Here is a 17410-nt window from a genome sequence, read left to right as displayed (position 1 = left end):
AATATTAACAGGTCATACCAGAAGACCGGTAGACCATTATTTAAGCTTCTTTTTGCAATTGTTCTGCAAACTGATTGATTTTGCGCAAACGATGGTTGATCCCAGATTTGGAAATCGGGCCACCAGGGACTAAGGTGCCAAGTTCTTTCAAACTGACTTCTCGGTGTGCTAACCGCGCGACCGCCACTTCTTGTAACTTAGGCGGCAGCTGTTGTAAGCCAACCGTTTCGTCGATCAATAAAATATTTTCAATCTGCTTACTAGACGCGTTCGCCACTTTGTCCATATTGGCGTTTTCGCAATTAACTAACCGATTGACTGAATTCCGCATATCACGCATGATTCGGATATCTTCGAATTTCAACATCGCATTCGTCGCACCGACTAATGACAAGAAGTCCGCGATTTTTTCAGCTTCCTTGATGTACGTGATGTAGCCGCCACGCCGGTCAGTCGTTCGTGAATTCAACCCATACTTATTCATCATTTCAGAAATCATATGATTATGGGCTTCGTAAAGTGAGTAAATTTCAAGATGGTAGCGCGATGTCTCCGGATTGTTGACGGAGCCACCCGCCAGAAAGGCCCCTCGCAAGTACGAGCGGACCGCGGCATCATCGGTAAGCACTTCCGTTGGTGCGACTTCGACGATTTGATAATCTTTTAAGATTCCCAAATCAGCCAGCACCATGTCAGTCCCCGTCTTCAGCCGCACAATGTATAAATTGTTTTTGTTTAACTTCATTTTACGACGGACGATCAGTTCACTATCCACGTCGTAAAATTGTTTGAGTAGCCGGTAAATACGCCGCGCGATGGCCGGATTTTCCGTCTGGATATTCAAAATGAAATGGTGATTGGCAAGGCTAATTGCCCCATTCATTCGAATCAAGGCCATTAATTCAGCCTTTGCATTCTCGCGATGGACAGCGAGGTTAGTTAGTTCTTTCTTAACGTCACTGGCGTATGACATGCCACGACCCCCTTATCTAAAAACGTCGGAATGGCCCACTAAGTTCATGAGTTCCGCCACGACCTGGTCGCCATCATGAAAGGCCCCATTGTCGCGAAGCTTCAAGAAATTAGACGAGATGACCCGACAATTTTGTTCACGTAGCCCCCGAAAATCATGACTGACTTGACGAGAGACTTCGTTGAATTTGTGGAAATCCATATAATCTTCCGGCACTTTTTCCGTATTAACGAGTACCGTGTTGATGAAATTCTGACCGAGATGCCGGTTCAAGACTCGCACGTGGTCAGCATCTGAAAAGTTATCCGTTTCACCCTTTTGCGTCATGATGTTACAAATATAAACCACTTCCGCATCGGATTCACAAACGGCGCGACCGATATTACTGATGGTCAAGTTGGGCAGGATACTGGTAAATAAACTACCAGGTCCTAAAACGATCTGGTCCGCCGCCATGATGGCATCGATCACTGGTTGAACGGCTTGTGGTTCCTGACCATTTTTATCAGTGACCCAAACGCGTTCCAACGACTTGTGGGCAGCGGTGATTTCAGCTTCACCCACTAATTCAGTGCCGTCTTTGAACCGTCCGTGTAGCGTCAGCGCTTCATTGGCTGCCGGGTAGACGTGCCCGTCAACTTGCATCATGTTAGACAGTTCTTGGACCGCATCAAACACCCCCGACTTCATCTCAGTGAGGGCGGCAATAATCAGATTTCCAATCGCGTGGCCGGCAAAGAACTGGTCGTCGCCCTGGAAACGATACTGAAAAATATCTTTATACAAATGGGGCCAATTCGACAATGCCACCATAACGTTTCGAATATCACCAGGCGGCACGACGTTAACATAGTTGCGGATAATACCCGACGAGCCACCATCATCAGCGACCGTTACAACTGCCGTGATATCAACAGCTTGTTTGCGCAAGCCTTTCAGAACGACTGGTAAACCAGTCCCCCCGCCAATCACCACAATTTTAGGCCGCTGGGTCTTAAATGTGTACTTTCTCATGAGCGATTAACAGTTTCCTTTCGTTTATCAATATCGCGATGGCTGATATGCACCTTATAGTGCTTAGCCAGCGCTTCGCCGATGCGTTGCGTCAATGCGACTGAGCGATGTTGACCACCCGTACAGCCGATGGCAATCGTCAAACTACTCTTACCTTCAGCTTCATAGCCTGGCATGATACTTTCCAACATGCCTAGGAATTGTTGGTAAAATTTCTCCGTCGCTGGTTGTTCCATCACGTAATCCGCCACCGGTTTATCCAATCCGGTCTGCGTCTTTAATTCCGGAATGTAATACGGGTTCGGCAGGAAGCGCACATCCATCACGATATCGGCATCGATTGGCAAACCATATTTGAAGCCAAACGACAGCATCTCGATGTGGAAGGTTTCATCCTGATCAGTTTCAAATTTATCAAAAATTGATTCGCGTAATTCGCGGGGCGTCAATGCCGACGTGTCGATTACGTAGGAAGCCCGGTCTTTCAATGGTGCCAGAAGTTCACGTTCCTTACGTACACCATCCATGACCCGGCCTTCCATTGCCAGCGGATGCGAACGCCGCGTCTCCTTATACCGGGAGACCAATTCCTCATTGGAAGCATCTAAGAACAGAATCCGAGTCGACACAAAGTCGGTGTTGTCCAGATTGGCCAACATATCCATAATTTCATCGTAAAAGGCCCGTGACCGTAAATCGATCACCAATGCCACTTTCTTAATCTTTCCCGACTCCTCAACTAATTCTGAGAACTTCGGTAACAACGCTGGCGGCATATTATCAATGCAAAAATAGCCTAGGTCTTCAAAGCTTTGAACGGCGACCGTCTTACCGGCACCACTCATCCCAGAAATAATAACGAGTTGTAATGACTCTGCCATGCTATATTGGCCTCCTAAAGTCCATATTGTTGGTAGTATAACACACCGGGCGTGTCATTTCTACTGACAGTCCGGTTGGCTAGTACCATGCTAGCCATAAAATCTATTGAAAGTTGCGTCAAAAATAGCTCGCTATCTCTGGTAGCGAGCTACGTCAATTTGTACAGACAAACTAAATTGTTTTGCGTTTAGTTGCGCCGTGCAAAGGCAATCAAAATGGCGTTGATACCAAAGACTGCGAAATAGAAACTGACAAGGACGTTGAAACTAACGACCGCAATCATTGGATTGATGATCAGCATAATCCCTAACGCCAAACTAATGATATCCAGAATCAGTGATAACACGTAGTAGCCCGTTCCGAAGACTCGCAAATGTGAGACCACGGTCAACCGTTCGATCGAGTCGATCAAGAACCAGAAGGCAAAGACGTAGCCGAGGACGAGGATCCCTGCTGGTGCGTGGAATAAGAACAGTAAACCGACTAAAATATCGATAATTGCAAATACCAGTGCAAAGTTCGCTCGTAACCCAGTTTCGCGCCGCAACTTAGTGTAGCCACCAATCGTTGTGATTCCGCTAATAATTGCTGCAATCGCAAATAGAAATACCAAGCTCAATAATGCTGCTTGGGGTTGTTTGATCACAAAGTACGCCGCAATCAAGAAAACGACTCCGGTCATAAACTCTGTCCAGTCAAAACCCCATCGATGATCATTAAACATCTCTTAACATCTCCCATATCCGATATTAATTCTATCTTACCAGTTAATGTAAGAGTTTCCAATTTTTCTGATGGACTTTATTAGACTTTAATCAGTATTGTTTTTTCGGTAAAAGGAATCAAACAGTTGGCTGATTGTTCGGCAGCCAATGATCTCCCTATTCCGACTTTTGGAGCTGGCTGACAATTGCTGGAACAGGGCTACATCGGTTTGAGCATTGTCAGCCAATCCGACCAGTCGGGAACCCGCTCGAATGGCGGATGAATGACCCCCTATCTGGGTACAATTACCCCCTGAACATTAAGTGGCCGATCCTTCAGGCAAATCTTAAATCAACATGGATGATGATTTATGGGATTTAGATACTAAAAAGACGGTCTGACGATTATCAGCAAATCGCGACGAAAATCAGTCTCAAGGATGGCTGATAGTACCGCCAATCGTCGAAAACTAAGGCTTCACCAGCTGAGTCAACTAGGAAATTTTTCGATAACGTTCAATGGTGTTGACGGTCAATTGAATAAAAAAGTATGACTACTTGAAATTGCTGCAGACCAGTCTTACAGTTCGATACCAAAATGACTCATCACTAAGAACCAACGACCTGTTCACTAAAAGTTGGGTCCGCACATGTCTGCCTTTCGAATACGATCCCCGGGTGGAAGGTATTTCTGACAATGCTCAGCGGCTCCTAGAGTGTGAGGTTCAGACGGGTTGGGACTGAGGATTAGCCTAGCTAGAGCGTTAAGCGGTGAACTTCCGCTTGGCGTTCTGGCGTAGCTAACCGGAAGTCCCGGTCTGACCCGAACACGTTTCAACAATATTGCATAGAACGTGAAAGACCAGTATTTAAGACGTGGGTTGTCGGCTTAAATCTGTGTCCATCGCGTTCCAGCGTTGTCAGAAATGCCTGGAAGCCGGTGTAGGACGAACAACACGACAGTTTTACGCTAATTCGCCTTGTTTCCAGCGTCCCTCAGCTGGCTGCTTTTGAACGAACCTAAAGTCTGTTTCGTCTTCAAAATTTCCATCAAGAAAACGACCGCCAAGTGCATACACACTTGGCGGTCGATTCGAAAACTATCAATGGTCAAATTGATAACAATATTTAGTCAGTCGTTGAGGACTGGTAGGTGGCGAGTTGCGCTTGTGCCCGTTGCAACTCTTGTTTGATTTGGTCAAAGCCGGTACCACCGAGTGAATGCCGCCGTTGCACGGCAACCTTGGCATCCAAATCATGATAAACGTCTTCTTGAATCAGTGGTGAAATCTGCTGATATTCACTTAATGGAATATCTTGTAATGGCCGCTGTTTTTTCAAGCCGTCCAAAACAAGTTTACCGACGATCGCGTGGGCTTCGCGGAATGGAATCCCCTTGTTGGCCAAATAATCTGCTAATTCAGTAGCGTTTGAGAAATCGTTGGTGGTGGCTTCTGCCATCCGATCTTCATTAACCGTGAGCGTTGCCAGCATGCCAGTAAAGACGTGCAAACTAGTCAAGACGGTGGTCACCGTATCAAAGGCGCCTTCCTTATCTTCTTGAAGGTCCTTATTGTAAGCCAACGGAATGCCCTTCATGACTGTCAACAAGCCCATCAAGTTACCGTAGACCCGGCCAGATTTGCCCCGAATCAACTCAGCCATATCTGGATTCTTCTTCTGCGGCATAATTGAACTACCCGTCGAGAATTGGTCACTCAAGCTAATATACTTGAATTCATAACTGCTCCAGCTGACGATTTCTTCACAGAACCGTGACAGATGCATCATCAGAATTGACGCGTTACTGAGGAATTCCAACACGAAGTCCCGGTCAGAAACAGCATCTAAACTATTATGATAAACGTCACTAAACCCTAATAGTTTAGCACTATATTCACGGTCGATCGGGAAGGTCGTGCCGGCTAAGGCTGCCGCTCCCAATGGTGAAATATCAGTGTGTTGCATGTTGAATTCAAAGCGTTCCATATCACGTTTGAACATCTGGTAGTAAGCCAATAAGTAGTGCGCGTATGAAATTGGTTGGGCGTGTTGCAAATGCGTATACCCTGGCATCACCGTTTCCACATTTTCACTAGCTTTATCAACTAACACGGTTTCAAGCTCGTGTAGCCGGTCTAAAATCAGTGGCAATTGATGCTTCAAATAGAGATGAAAATCGGTTGCGACTTGGTCGTTCCGCGAGCGGGCCGTATGCAGTTTACCGGCAACTGGTCCGATTTCTTCAGTCAATAAGGATTCAATATTCATATGAATATCTTCATTGACCGTTGAGAATTCCAACTCACCCGCTTTTTGGCGAGCCGCTAACGTTTCCAGGCCAGCAACGATTTTGTCGACGTCTTCGGCTGGTAGGATGCCCGTTTTTTTCAACATTTTCACGTGTGCTAAGGAACCAGCAATATCTTCTGCGGCAAGCAACTGGTCAAAGCTGATGGATGCGCCAAAATCATCAACGTACTTAGCACCCGTTTCAGTAAAACGGCCACCCCATAACTTTTTGGTGCTCATTAGGCGTGCGCCTTGTCTGCCTTGGCCTTGGCTTCAGCTTGGGCCTTAGCTTGGACCTGCGCATTAACTTGGGTTGGTAAGCCCCAAAGTTTGATGAAACCAACTGCCGCTTGTTGGTCGAATGAGTCTGCTGACGTGTAAGTCGCGAGGTTCGTGTCATACAAGGAGTTTGGTGACTTCCGACCTTCCGTAATGACGTTACCCTTGAAGAGTTGAACCCGGACCACCCCGTTAACAACTTGTTGAGTCTGCTTTAAGAAAGCAACCATGGCTTCCATTAATGGTGAGAACCATAAGCCGTTATAAATCGTATCGGCTAATTTTTGTTCAATGATTGGCTTGAAGTGCGCTAATTCCCGTTCAAACGTCAAGTCTTCCAAATCCTTGTGCGCCTTTAATAGCACAGTTGCTGCGGGTGCTTCATAGACTTCACGAGATTTGATTCCGACCAACCGGTTTTCAATATGGTCGATCCGGCCGATACCGTGTTCGCCGGCAATTTTGTCTAACTTAATGATTAAGTCGGCCAAGTTCATGGATTCGCCATCTAAAGCAACCGGAACACCAGCTTCGAAAGTAATTTCAAGGGTCGTTGGCGTGTCAGGTGTATCAGCTAAGCCGTTCGTCCGGTCAAACGCGTCGGCTGGAGCAGCTTGCCATGGGTCTTCCAAAATCCCACATTCATTGGCCCGACCCCATAAGTTTTCATCGATGGAGTATGGACTGTCGAGGTTGATTGGCACTGGAATGTTATGTTCCTTAGCGTAATCAATTTCTTCTTCACGTGACCAGTGCCAGTCACGAACTGGGGCTTCAATCTTAATATCTGGGGCCAAGGCGTGAATTGCGACTTCAAACCGAACTTGATCGTTCCCTTTACCGGTACAGCCATGGGCAATCGCAACGGCGTGTTCTTGTTTGGCCAAAGTGACTAACTTCTTGGCAATTAACGGACGTGATAACGCTGAAACTAATGGGTATTCGCCTTCGTATAAGGTATGACCTTGTAACGCAATCAAAGCGTATTCTTCAGCGAATTCTTGCTTCGCATCTATCATGTATGAGGAAACGGCACCGAGCTTCAAGGCTTTTTCCTTGATGGCATCCATATCTTTACCTTCACCAACATCGATCCCACAAGCAACCACGTCGTAGCCCTTGTCCTTTAACCAACTAATTGCAACTGACGTATCTAAACCACCGGAATAAGCGAGAATAATTTTATCATTTTGTTTGACCATTGATTTGTACCTCCGAAATTTTATCTTTGTATTTCTCAATGACAGTATCGTACCACCTCATTTCATTTTATGCAATAATTTTTGTAAAATATTCTTTATTTCAGTGATATTCATTGAAATTATGGATATTTATACATTTATTCAGTTATTTTAGTATATTTTTTATTAGTTTCAGCCGGCCATCCGTCCCTTACAGCTTCAATCATCGAATTCAGCAATAGTCCCGCTGTGACGACAAGACTTATAATTGATTCCCGTCATACCAGCGTTCGCGCAGCTTCGTTTTCGGTCTCACTGTACCCGGTCAGATTCGATGAGATTGAAATCGCCCACTATCCGCAGTAATCGAACTCATTAAGCTTTAAGGTTTTAAGCAACCAAAAAAGACGCCAACCTTCTATGTTCAGAAAGTTGGCGTCTTTAGTAGTCCTGGTCATCTTCACAATGACCGGTGATATAATTACTGCTTATTCAACGACCTTACGTACAAATGGGTCGGATGAAATACCTTGTGAAAGAATCAATTTTGCCCATTCTTTAGCGGAGAATAAGGAATGATCCTTGTAATTCCCACAGCTATCAATGGTCGTTCCTTGAACATCTTCCCACTTAGCTGGGCCAGCAATGAATTCTAATGAGGACTTCAATGCCTTAGCAACTTCGACCGTATCGTGTTCGCCCCATGTAATCAAATGGAAACCAGTCCGGCAACCAAATGGTGAGCAGTCAATGACGCCGTCCATCCGGTCACGCAATAACCCTGCTAACATGTGTTCGATCGTATGCAAACCAGCCGTATCGATGGCCGCCTTGTTAGGTTGAACTAACCGTAAGTCAAAATTAGTGATGGCGTCGCCCTTAGGCCCATTTTCCACCGTAATTTTACGAACGTAAGGTGCTAAAACTTTGGTATGATCTAATGTAAAACTTTCTACTTTAGCCATGTATTCAACAACTCCTCTAAATTAAAATCACATTACAAACTCAAGTGTAGCACAATGTTGCCTATTTGGCAGTCATCGTTCCCTGCCGTTCACGATCGCGCTTTAAAATGGGCTTCAAGTATTGACCAGTATAGCTTTCGGCCACTTCAGCCACTTGTTCTGGGGTGCCAGTCGCAACAATCGTGCCACCACCATCGCCACCTTCTGGACCCAGGTCGATCAAGTAGTCTGCGGACTTCACCACGTCCAGATTATGTTCGATGATGAGGACCGTATTACCGGCATCCACTAAGCGATCCAGAACGCCAATCAAACGGCGAATATCTTCGCTGTGTAACCCGGTCGTCGGTTCATCCAAGATATAGAAGTTCTTACCGGACTGTTGCTTGTGCAGTTCAGAAGCCAACTTCATCCGTTGGGCTTCACCACCAGAAAGCGTCGTTGCTGGCTGACCTAACTTGACGTAGCCCAAGCCAACATCAACTAATGTCTGGAGTTTACGACGAATCTTAGGAATTGGTTCAAAGAACTTAACTGCTTCAGATGCCGTCATCTGTAAGACATCCGCAATGTTTTTGCCTTTATATTCTACTTCCAAGGTTTCTGAATTGTACTGCTTACCATGGCAAACTTCACAAGGTACGAACACGTCGGGCAAGAAGTTCATTTCAATCTTCAAGATCCCATCACCGTGGCAGGCTTCACAACGGCCACCCTTCGTATTGAAACTGAAGCGGCCCTTCTTGTAGCCCCGCAATTTGGCTTCATTGGTCTGCGCAAACAAGTCGCGGATGTTATCAAAGACGCCCGTATAAGTGGCGGGATTACTACGTGGTGTCCGGCCAATGGGGCTTTGGTCAATATTGACCAAGCGCTCAATATTTTTGATGCCACTGACACTCTTGTACTTCCCGGGTTTTTCAGAATTTCGATTCAACTTCTGAGCTAAGACCCGTTTCAAGACATCATTTACTAGCGTCGACTTACCAGAACCGGAAACTCCCGTGACGACCACAAATTCACCCAGTGGGAAATCAACGGTGATATTCTTCAAGTTATTTTCAGCCGCACCGGTAATTCGAATCTTCTTACCATTGCCAGGGCGCCGCGTCTCAGGTAGCGGAATGAACCGTTTGCCAGACAAATACTGTCCAGTCAGTGACTTACGTGAACGTGCGACTTGCTTCGGTGTCCCGGCCGCCATGACTTCGCCACCATTTTCACCGGCACCCGGACCAATATCAACGATATAATCCGCGGCCCGCATAGTATCTTCATCATGTTCGACCACGATCAACGTGTTGCCTAAGTCTCGCATCTTCTTAAGTGAGCCAATCAAACGGTCGTTATCACGCTGATGCAGCCCAATCGATGGTTCATCCAAGATGTATAAGACCCCTGATAAATTCGATCCAATCTGAGTGGCTAGGCGAATCCGTTGCGCTTCCCCACCGGATAAGGTCCGCGCTGAACGACTGAGCGTCAAGTAGGCCAACCCAACGTTTTGTAAGAAGGAAAGCCGGTCACGAATTTCCTTCAAAATCGGTTGGGCAATCACCAAACTCTGTTCTGATAATTTCAAGTCATTGAAGAAGTCTAATTCCTTGCCAATTGCGAGGTCTGAGACGGCTCCAATGTGTTCGCCACCCACCTTAACGGCCAGTGCTTTGCGGTTCAAACGGAAACCATGACAAGTCTGACAAGTCAATTCGGTCATGTACTTGCGCATCACATCGCGGGTGAAATCACTATTAGTTTCGTGATAACGCCGGTCAACGTTATTAATGACCCCTTCGAAGACAGCATCAACATCGCGAACACCACCGAAATCGTTTTGATAGTGGAAATGGAACGTTTTACCATTAGAACCGTACAAAACAGTCTGTTGGTCTGCTCTGGAAAGATTTTCAAATGGTACGTCCATCGGAATCCCCAATTGTTCACAAGCTTGCTTTAATAATTCAGGATAATACTGTGAACTGATTGGATTCCAAGGCGCCAGCGCACCCTCGGCCAACGTTAATTGGCGATCAGGGACAACTAAGTCTTCGTCAACTTCCAGCTTGATCCCCAGTCCTTCACAGTCCGGGCAAGCCCCTTGTGGCGCGTTGAAGGAGAACAACCGTGGTTCGAGTTCACCGACCGTAAAGCCACAGATTGGGCAAGCATAATGTTCTGAGAACATAATTGGGTCGCCGCCAATCACATCGGCAATCGCATAGCCGCCACTCAAACGTAAAGCCGCTTCAAACGAATCGAATAACCGTGAGCGGTCCCCTGGTTTCACAACGATCCGGTCGATTACGATTTCAATCGTGTGCTGTTGATTCTTGTTTAAGTCAAACGTCTCACTGATATCATGAATCTCGCCATCCACACGAACGCGGACGAAGCCTTCACGCTTGATCTTTTCAAAGATTTTTTTGTGTTCGCCCTTCTTTTGACGAACGATTGGTGACAGAATCTGGAGCTTAGTCCGTTCAGGCAACTTCTGAATCCGGTCAACCATCTGTTCAACCGTTTGACTAGCGATTGGCGTGCCATCGTTTGGACAGATTGGTTCCCCGACCCGGGCCCACAATAGCCGCAAGTAGTCATTGATTTCAGTGACCGTTCCGACCGTTGACCGCGGGTTCTTAGACGTCGTTTTTTGGTCGATCGAAATGGCTGGACTCAGCCCATCAATCGAATCCACGTCTGGTTTTTGCATTTGTCCTAAAAATTGGCGAGCGTACGCGGACAAACTTTCGACGTAGCGCCGTTGTCCTTCCGCATACAAGGTATCAAACGCCAAAGAACTCTTACCCGAACCTGATAACCCGGTAATGACCACGAGTTTGTCGCGGGGAATGGTGACGTCAATGTCCTTTAAGTTATGGGCACGCGCACCGTGAATGACAATCTTATCATTTGCCAAAAAAAGGCCTCCTCAATCTAACCATCACCAGCCAAAGCTAGCTGATTTGTGCTTTCAATTCCATGACCGTATCCCGCAAAGTGGCAGCTTGTTCGAAATCAAGCTTCTTCGCGGCAGTCTTCATCTGTTCCTCAAGTTTTGCAATCATATCTAATTGTTGTTCGTGCGTCATATCATCAAAGTCAGTTTCCAAGAAGTCATCCTTTTCACCAGCATCCTCAGATTTTTTGGTAGACGCAATCAAATCTGGAATGGCCTTTTGAATGGTATGTGGTGTAATGTGATGGTCTTCATTATACTTCATTTGAATCGTCCGACGCCGAGCGGTTTCATCAATGGCCGCTTGCATCGAATCGGTGGTCGTATCCGCATACATGATGACCGCCCCGTGTTCGTTCCGGGCCGCCCGTCCAATCGTTTGGATCAATGACCGTTCATTACGCAGGAAGCCTTCCTTATCAGCATCCAAAATGGCAACTAATGAGACTTCTGGCACGTCGATACCTTCCCGCAACAGGTTGATCCCGACGAGCACGTCAAACTTGCCCAATCGTAAATCACGAATGATTTGGGTCCGTTCCAGCGTCTTGATATCACTGTGCAAATACCGCACTTTGATTCCTAAGTCTTTGAAGTAGTCGGTCAAATCTTCGGCCATCTTCTTGGTCAACGTCGTAATGAAGACCCGTTCATTCAGCTCGATCCGCTTATTGATCTCGCCAACTAAGTCATCGATTTGGCCCATGATTGGCCGAACTTCAATGGTTGGATCCAACAAGCCAGTCGGTCGAATAATTTGTTGTGCAACGTGCTTCGTCCGGCCCATTTCATAAGGCCCTGGCGTCGCAGACATGTAAACGACCTGGTTGATGTGTTGTTCGACTTCTTCGAGCTTCAATGGCCGGTTATCCAGCGCACTTGGCAGCCGGAAACCGTAATCTACTAGCATCTGTTTACGAGCACGGTCACCATTATACATGCCGCGTACTTGCGGCATCGTCACGTGAGATTCATCGACAACTAGTAGAAAGTCCTTCGGGAAAAAGTCCAGCAACGTATATGGCGGTTCGCCCGGTTTACGGCCGTCCATGAACCGTGAGTAGTTTTCGATACCACTCGTATAGCCCATTTCTTTGAGCATTTCAATATCGTAAGTCGTCCGTTGCTTCAGACGTTGCGCTTCCAATAACTTACCGTCTGCAGTCAACTCTTTCAACCGGCTGTCCAGTTCTTCTTCAATGCCTTTAATGGCGTGTTCCATAATATCATCGTTGGTCATAAAGTGGGTCGCTGGAAAAATGGCCACGTGTTCGCGGTCACCAACCACTTCACCAGTCAATGCATCGATTTCGCGAATCCGGTCGATCTCATCACCGAAAAACTCGACACGTAAGGCGTGGTCATCACGTGACGCCGGGAAGATTTCGACAACATCCCCGTGCACCCGAAAACGGCCCCGTTGAAAATCAATGTCGTTGCGGTCGAACTGAATATCGACCAACTTCCGTAACAAGTCATTGCGGTCGATTTCCATACCGACCCGCAGTGAAACGACGTGGTCTTGGTACTCATGCGGATCCCCTAAACCAAAAATACTGGAAACCGACGCCACGACAATGACATCATTACGTTCTAATAATGAACTCGTGGCAGAATGTCGCAGCTTATCGATTTCATCATTGATTGCGGAATCCTTTTCGATATAAGTATCACTCGAAGGCACGTACGCTTCCGGTTGATAATAATCGTAATAACTGACAAAATATTCCACCGCATTATTCGGGAAAAACTTCTTAAATTCGCCGTAAAGTTGTCCCGCCAACGTTTTGTTGTGTGACAAAATCAAGGTCGGCTTGTTCACTTGTGCAATCACGTTGGAAATCGTAAACGTCTTCCCGGTCCCGGTGGCCCCTAACAAAATCTGTTCTTTCTCACCGGACTCAATTCCAGCCGTCAATTGCTTAATCGCTTGGGGTTGGTCCCCAGTTGGTTGGTAATCTGAAACCAAGTCAAAATGATTATTATTTACCCGATCAATCAAACGTAGTCCTCCTTTGAAACGGTTGCCCGTTCAGTTCATTTGTTGATAACGATAACTTGCCGTCCCACCATAAAAAATAGGCAAGCCCGCGCTTCCCTATCAGATTCAAATCGCATTTAATTTTAGCACATCGAACATACTTTCGCCATTAATCGGATTGCGTTGTGGCCGTTAATATTTGCGTCGTCAATGCCTGTAACTGGTCCTGATGCGTGAACGGTTCCGCTAACATCTCCGGTAGGACTGCTTTTAAGAAATATTGAACACTGGTCATTTTTTTAAACGCCACAATTGTTTTTAAACTTTCTTGATAAATATCGGTGAACACTGGCTCTGGATTACCTTTTTGAATCTCACCAAATGATTCATATAGTAAGTCAATTTTATCGGCCACTGACAGAATCTGGCCTTCCAAGGTTTCGTCTTTACCCTCGGACAAACGCCGCGAATAGGCCGCCTGAAATTCAGCCGGGATTTCATTTTGAACAAAGTTCTGGGAAAGCTTGTGCTCCACATCTGCGAGCATCGACCGTAACGTTGGCGTCGCATACTTGACCGGCGTCTTAATATCGCCGATAAAACGCTCATTATAATCGTGATTAAGGGCCTTCTCGTATAAAGCCCGCCAGTCCACCGTTTGACCCGCATTTTCTTCCACATCACCTAAAAACTGGGCCACTTCCGCCACCTTAAACGAATGGGCCGCAACTGAATGATTTTGATACTTAAAGAAGCCTGGCGCGCGTTGAATCGTTTCTAAATTACTCAAACTTTGAAAATATTGATGCATTCCCATTGCAGCCACCATCCTTAATCTAATTTGGCCTAAGTGTACCAAAAGCGCCCCAGTGACGCAAATTTGGGGCGCTTTTGATCAGAATTATTGTAACGATTCTTAAAATCTATTTATCACACATTTTTGGGAGAGAGCACGCGTGTTAATTATTATTTAGCATTAAAAATGATTAAAACGTGCTATTTTTTAAGTTCAAGAACCGCCAGCTGAGACCCGCTGGAAACAGTACGAATTTACGTAAAACTGCTGTTGTGGCGACGTCCTATGCCGGCCTCCAGGCATTCTGGGCAATGGCCGTGACGTGGTGGACACAGATTTAAGCCGACAGCCCACGTCTTAAATACTGGTCTTTCACGTTGCCTGCGATATGGACGAAACGTGTTCGGGTCAGACTGGGACTTCCGGTTAGCTACGCCAGAACGCCAAGCGGAAATACGCCGCTTAACGCTCTAGCTAGGCTAATCCTCAGTCCCAACCCGTCTGAACCTCACACTCTGAAAACACTGGGCCTTGCCCAGAATACCTTCCAGCCGGGATGGTATTCGAAAGGCAGACATATGTGGACCCAACTTTTTGTTGAATTGGTCGTTGGTTCATTGGTCCACGAGAATTTTGATATTGAACCGTCAGACTGTTTTCTAACAATCACTAACCTTTCTTACTCATGTTTTAAGGTCTCTGACAAGCGACTTTACTGAACTTGCCAGAATTTTATCTAGTCGTCTGAGATAGCAAAATCTTGAATTATAAGCGAAGGTCGTTTTATCGACTAAATGCAAGACTAGTGTCCGTTGATATTAGTGAATTATATTCAGTAATCTTCTCAGTACTCAAATGTCATAAAGCATTAGCGATACCCATTCAAAGCTTGCTTGAAGGACAAGGCCCTAACATTCAGTGGTCAATTGCACCAAGTTAGTTGGCCGTTCATCCGCCATTCGAGCAGGTTCCCGACTGGAGGGGCTGGCGGACAATGCTCAAGGGCGAAATTCTTCTTGTCCGGGCGGGTTTCCCGGGCTAGAAGAAGACTCGTATTTGAAATTGCGCAGTGGGTCTCTGCGTGAGTTCAAATCGATGTCCGCCCTGTTCCAGCGTTGTCAGCCAGCCCTGGAAGTCGGATTAGGAAGCGCATTGGCTGACGAACAGGACGCCAACTTGGCACGTGTTAATCATAATTCATGACAAATTCGAGTTCTAGACGTGCTGATGGGACTGCACCTGTCCTGGTAAGCGCAACATGAAGGCCATCAGATAAGACACAATCAAGAATCCCGCAACGACTAGGTATGGATAGTGGTAATTCATATCTAATAGCATTCCAGACATGATTGGTCCTACCACGTTACCAATACTCGTCAAAGACATGTTCAGTCCGTTGATCAGGCCCTGATTCGTTTCACTAGCTTTCGTCAGCAGCGTCGTTATGGCGGGCCGTAGCAAGTCGAAGGCTGAGAAGATGACGAGTGTGGCAATCATCACCGCGAGTTTGGAATGGGCTTGAGTGATCCAAATCGTGCAAATCACCGCGGCTGCAAAACATACCCGGATGACGCGCCGTTCGCCCCAGCGCTGCACGAACGTGTCGAAAAGTGCGACTTGCAGGAACAACGAAATCAGCCCGTTGAGCGTCAGCACTAACGCAATGTTGCTCAGACTAAAGTGAAAGACTTCGTTGACGTAGATACTATAGATACTTTCAAACCCTTGCAGACCAAAGGATGACACTAATATCATCGTGAACAAAATAATAATTGGCACCGTCCAGAACGCCCGCGTCATCGGATGATGTTCAGGCGTTGCGGCAGCCGATTTGGCTTCACGGTCTGGGTCGATTTGCCGGTCAGCTGGCAATAGAATGATCAGCACAATCGCGCTTAATAAGCCGAGCGCACCCGCGACCCAAAACGGGGTTTTGTAACTGATTCCCGCCAAAATACCACCAATCCCAGGGCCTAGGATCAAGCCACCACTGAACGCCGCTGACAACCAGCCAATCACGCGGGCCCGTTGCCGTTTGGTCGTGATATCTGAAGCAAGCGCCATTGCGGTCGGTACGACCATCGCAGCTGACAGGCCACCGACGATCCGCGAAATGTTGAACACCCACAGTTGATTGGTTAACGCAAACAACACTTCTGACACCATGTATAGAAAAAGTCCCGTGGCCAGAACCGGCTTACGACCGAGTTTATCAGACACCCGCCCGATAATCGGCGAAGCCACAAACTGTGCCAACGCAAATAACGCGTTCATGATCCCCATATCCGTTGCGGTTAAATGCAGCTCGTTTTTAATAAACGGCATCACTGGAATCACTAAACTAATCCCTAAGCAGACTAAAAATTCACTAAATACTAAAATTAAGATGGCTCGTCGTGTTTGTCGATCGATATGCCCTCACCTCTTCTGTTAATTATCGCTGGCATCGTTTGAATTGTTGTTAATTAGCCTGGATACGTGCCGTTTCAACTGGCAACTAGCGTATGCACGTCGACCACTATGGCCACTAGTTTGTTCGGCTTCGAGCGGTCCTCAGCTAAGTACAACTGACTGCATTTAAGGTTGCTTCATAACGATGTCAAATTACGTTATACAAAAATAATCATAAATACACACCGCTTTACATCTTATCAGGGCGCCCTGTCGAAAGCTAGTTAAAAGTTTGTGGTCAAACCGACAATCCTTTTTCCAGTAAAAAGCAGCGAAATCAGCTACAATAACGGTAACTTATATGAGGAGGCCACACCATGGAGCAAGCATTCACCGGTTTTACCAATGTCCAACGTTTAGACCCCGATATCCTTGTTGACCTACGCTACGCCACCACTGACAATTTCACGCATCAAGTTATTTACGACTTTACGACGGCAATCGTTCGGACTGGCACTGCTCACAAACTCGCGCAGGCCAGTGCCATCGTCAAACAGGAAGGTTACCGGCTCAAAATCTGGGATGCCTACCGCCCCGTTAGTGCGCAAAAACGTTTGTTTGAAGTCTACCCTGACCCCGAATTCGTTGCGCGCCCAAATCCGAATTTTAGCCATCAAAAAGGCGTCACGCTCGATTTGACCCTAGTCAACGCAGACGGCAGTGACCTACCGATGCCAACGCCCTTTGATGATTTTACCGCTCGCGCACACCGTGATGCACCACGGACGGCTGAACAAGACCAGTATTATCAACGTTTAGACGAAGCGATGCGCGCCGCTGGCTTTGTCGGCTACGTTAACGAATGGTGGGACTATCGAGACGCAGACATGGACGCGTACCAGCCCTTAGCAGCCGACCCCAACGATTATGCTTAACCACAAAAAGTTCACGTCAACGCGACGTGAACTTTTTTAAATACGATCATCTAAATCAAGA

Annotated in this window: 12 protein-coding genes; 1 reads left to right on the top strand and 11 read right to left on the bottom strand. The window is 46.7% G+C overall.

Annotated elements, in window-relative coordinates; translation table 11 throughout:
- Window positions 1–40 precede the first annotated feature (40 nt).
- From whiA to KGF65_RS09960, 11 genes are all read right to left on the bottom strand, one after another.
- Window positions 41–973 (bottom strand): DNA-binding protein WhiA, encoded by a 933-nt coding sequence (gene whiA / locus KGF65_RS10010; protein WP_003637863.1) that lies wholly within the window; start codon window positions 971–973, stop codon window positions 41–43.
- Window positions 974–985: 12 nt separating this feature from the next.
- A complete protein-coding gene (yvcK, locus tag KGF65_RS10005; protein WP_003637862.1) occupies window positions 986–1987 on the bottom strand; it encodes a YvcK family protein in 1002 nt (333 codons plus the stop codon).
- Window positions 1984–2868, bottom strand: a complete 885-nt coding sequence (gene rapZ, locus KGF65_RS10000) for an RNase adapter RapZ (protein ID WP_003637861.1) — start codon at window positions 2866–2868, stop codon at window positions 1984–1986. Before rapZ ends, yvcK begins: the two co-directional genes overlap by 4 nt.
- Window positions 2869–3056: 188 nt before the next feature.
- Window positions 3057–3593 (bottom strand): HdeD family acid-resistance protein, encoded by a 537-nt coding sequence (locus KGF65_RS09995; protein WP_003637860.1) that lies wholly within the window; start codon window positions 3591–3593, stop codon window positions 3057–3059.
- A 1108-nt stretch (window positions 3594–4701) separates the two neighbouring features.
- The gene (argH, locus tag KGF65_RS09990; RefSeq protein ID WP_050339130.1) at window positions 4702–6105 is read right to left on the bottom strand and encodes an argininosuccinate lyase; all 1404 of its coding nucleotides are present in this window, start codon (window positions 6103–6105) and stop codon (window positions 4702–4704) included.
- Window positions 6105–7346, bottom strand: coding sequence for an argininosuccinate synthase (locus KGF65_RS09985; RefSeq protein ID WP_021337461.1), 1242 nt, complete (start codon window positions 7344–7346; stop codon window positions 6105–6107). The genes argH and KGF65_RS09985 overlap by 1 nt, the downstream gene beginning before the upstream one ends.
- 467 nt (window positions 7347–7813) lie before the next feature.
- The gene (locus tag KGF65_RS09980) at window positions 7814–8290 is read right to left on the bottom strand and encodes an S-ribosylhomocysteine lyase (protein WP_003637857.1); all 477 of its coding nucleotides are present in this window, start codon (window positions 8288–8290) and stop codon (window positions 7814–7816) included.
- A gap of 61 nt (window positions 8291–8351) precedes the next feature.
- Window positions 8352–11207, bottom strand: a complete 2856-nt coding sequence (gene uvrA, locus KGF65_RS09975; RefSeq protein WP_105924321.1) for an excinuclease ABC subunit UvrA — start codon at window positions 11205–11207, stop codon at window positions 8352–8354.
- Window positions 11208–11244: 37 nt separating this feature from the next.
- A complete protein-coding gene (uvrB, locus tag KGF65_RS09970) occupies window positions 11245–13248 on the bottom strand; it encodes an excinuclease ABC subunit UvrB (RefSeq protein ID WP_216748388.1) in 2004 nt (667 codons plus the stop codon).
- A gap of 148 nt (window positions 13249–13396) precedes the next feature.
- Entirely contained in the window at window positions 13397–14044 is a 648-nt protein-coding gene (locus KGF65_RS09965) for an HD domain-containing protein (protein ID WP_050339134.1), read from the bottom strand.
- Between the two features lie 1194 nt (window positions 14045–15238).
- A complete protein-coding gene (locus tag KGF65_RS09960; protein ID WP_216748391.1) occupies window positions 15239–16435 on the bottom strand; it encodes an MFS transporter in 1197 nt (398 codons plus the stop codon).
- 356 nt (window positions 16436–16791) lie between these two features.
- Between KGF65_RS09960 and KGF65_RS09955 the strand changes: the two genes are divergently transcribed.
- On the top strand, window positions 16792–17349 hold the full coding sequence (locus KGF65_RS09955; protein WP_050339136.1) for a M15 family metallopeptidase: 558 nt from the start codon (window positions 16792–16794) through the stop codon (window positions 17347–17349).
- The last annotated feature ends 61 nt before the right edge of the window (window positions 17350–17410 follow it).

The organism is Lactiplantibacillus sp. 30.2.29 (assembly GCF_018991255.1).
In the GTDB taxonomy this organism is placed as follows: domain Bacteria; phylum Bacillota; class Bacilli; order Lactobacillales; family Lactobacillaceae; genus Lactiplantibacillus; species Lactiplantibacillus pentosus.
The sequence above is the reverse complement of the archived record's forward strand: the minus strand, read 5'-3'. Positions and strand labels throughout refer to the sequence as shown.

What these genes read in the sequence shown, in the direction of transcription:
- argH (WP_050339130.1), bottom strand. Translation starts at nt 6,105, where the DNA reads ATGAGCACCAAAAAGTTATGGGGTGGCCGTTTTACTGAAACGGGTGCT.
- KGF65_RS09980 (WP_003637857.1), bottom strand. Translation starts at nt 8,290, where the DNA reads ATGGCTAAAGTAGAAAGTTTTACATTAGATCATACCAAAGTTTTAGCA.
- KGF65_RS09965 (WP_050339134.1), bottom strand. Translation starts at nt 14,044, where the DNA reads ATGGGAATGCATCAATATTTTCAAAGTTTGAGTAATTTAGAAACGATT.
- rapZ (WP_003637861.1), bottom strand. Translation starts at nt 2,868, where the DNA reads ATGGCAGAGTCATTACAACTCGTTATTATTTCTGGGATGAGTGGTGCC.
- KGF65_RS09955 (WP_050339136.1), top strand. Translation starts at nt 16,792, where the DNA reads ATGGAGCAAGCATTCACCGGTTTTACCAATGTCCAACGTTTAGACCCC.
- yvcK (WP_003637862.1), bottom strand. Translation starts at nt 1,987, where the DNA reads ATGAGAAAGTACACATTTAAGACCCAGCGGCCTAAAATTGTGGTGATT.
- KGF65_RS09985 (WP_021337461.1), bottom strand. Translation starts at nt 7,346, where the DNA reads ATGGTCAAACAAAATGATAAAATTATTCTCGCTTATTCCGGTGGTTTA.
- KGF65_RS09995 (WP_003637860.1), bottom strand. Translation starts at nt 3,593, where the DNA reads ATGTTTAATGATCATCGATGGGGTTTTGACTGGACAGAGTTTATGACC.
- whiA (WP_003637863.1), bottom strand. Translation starts at nt 973, where the DNA reads ATGTCATACGCCAGTGACGTTAAGAAAGAACTAACTAACCTCGCTGTC.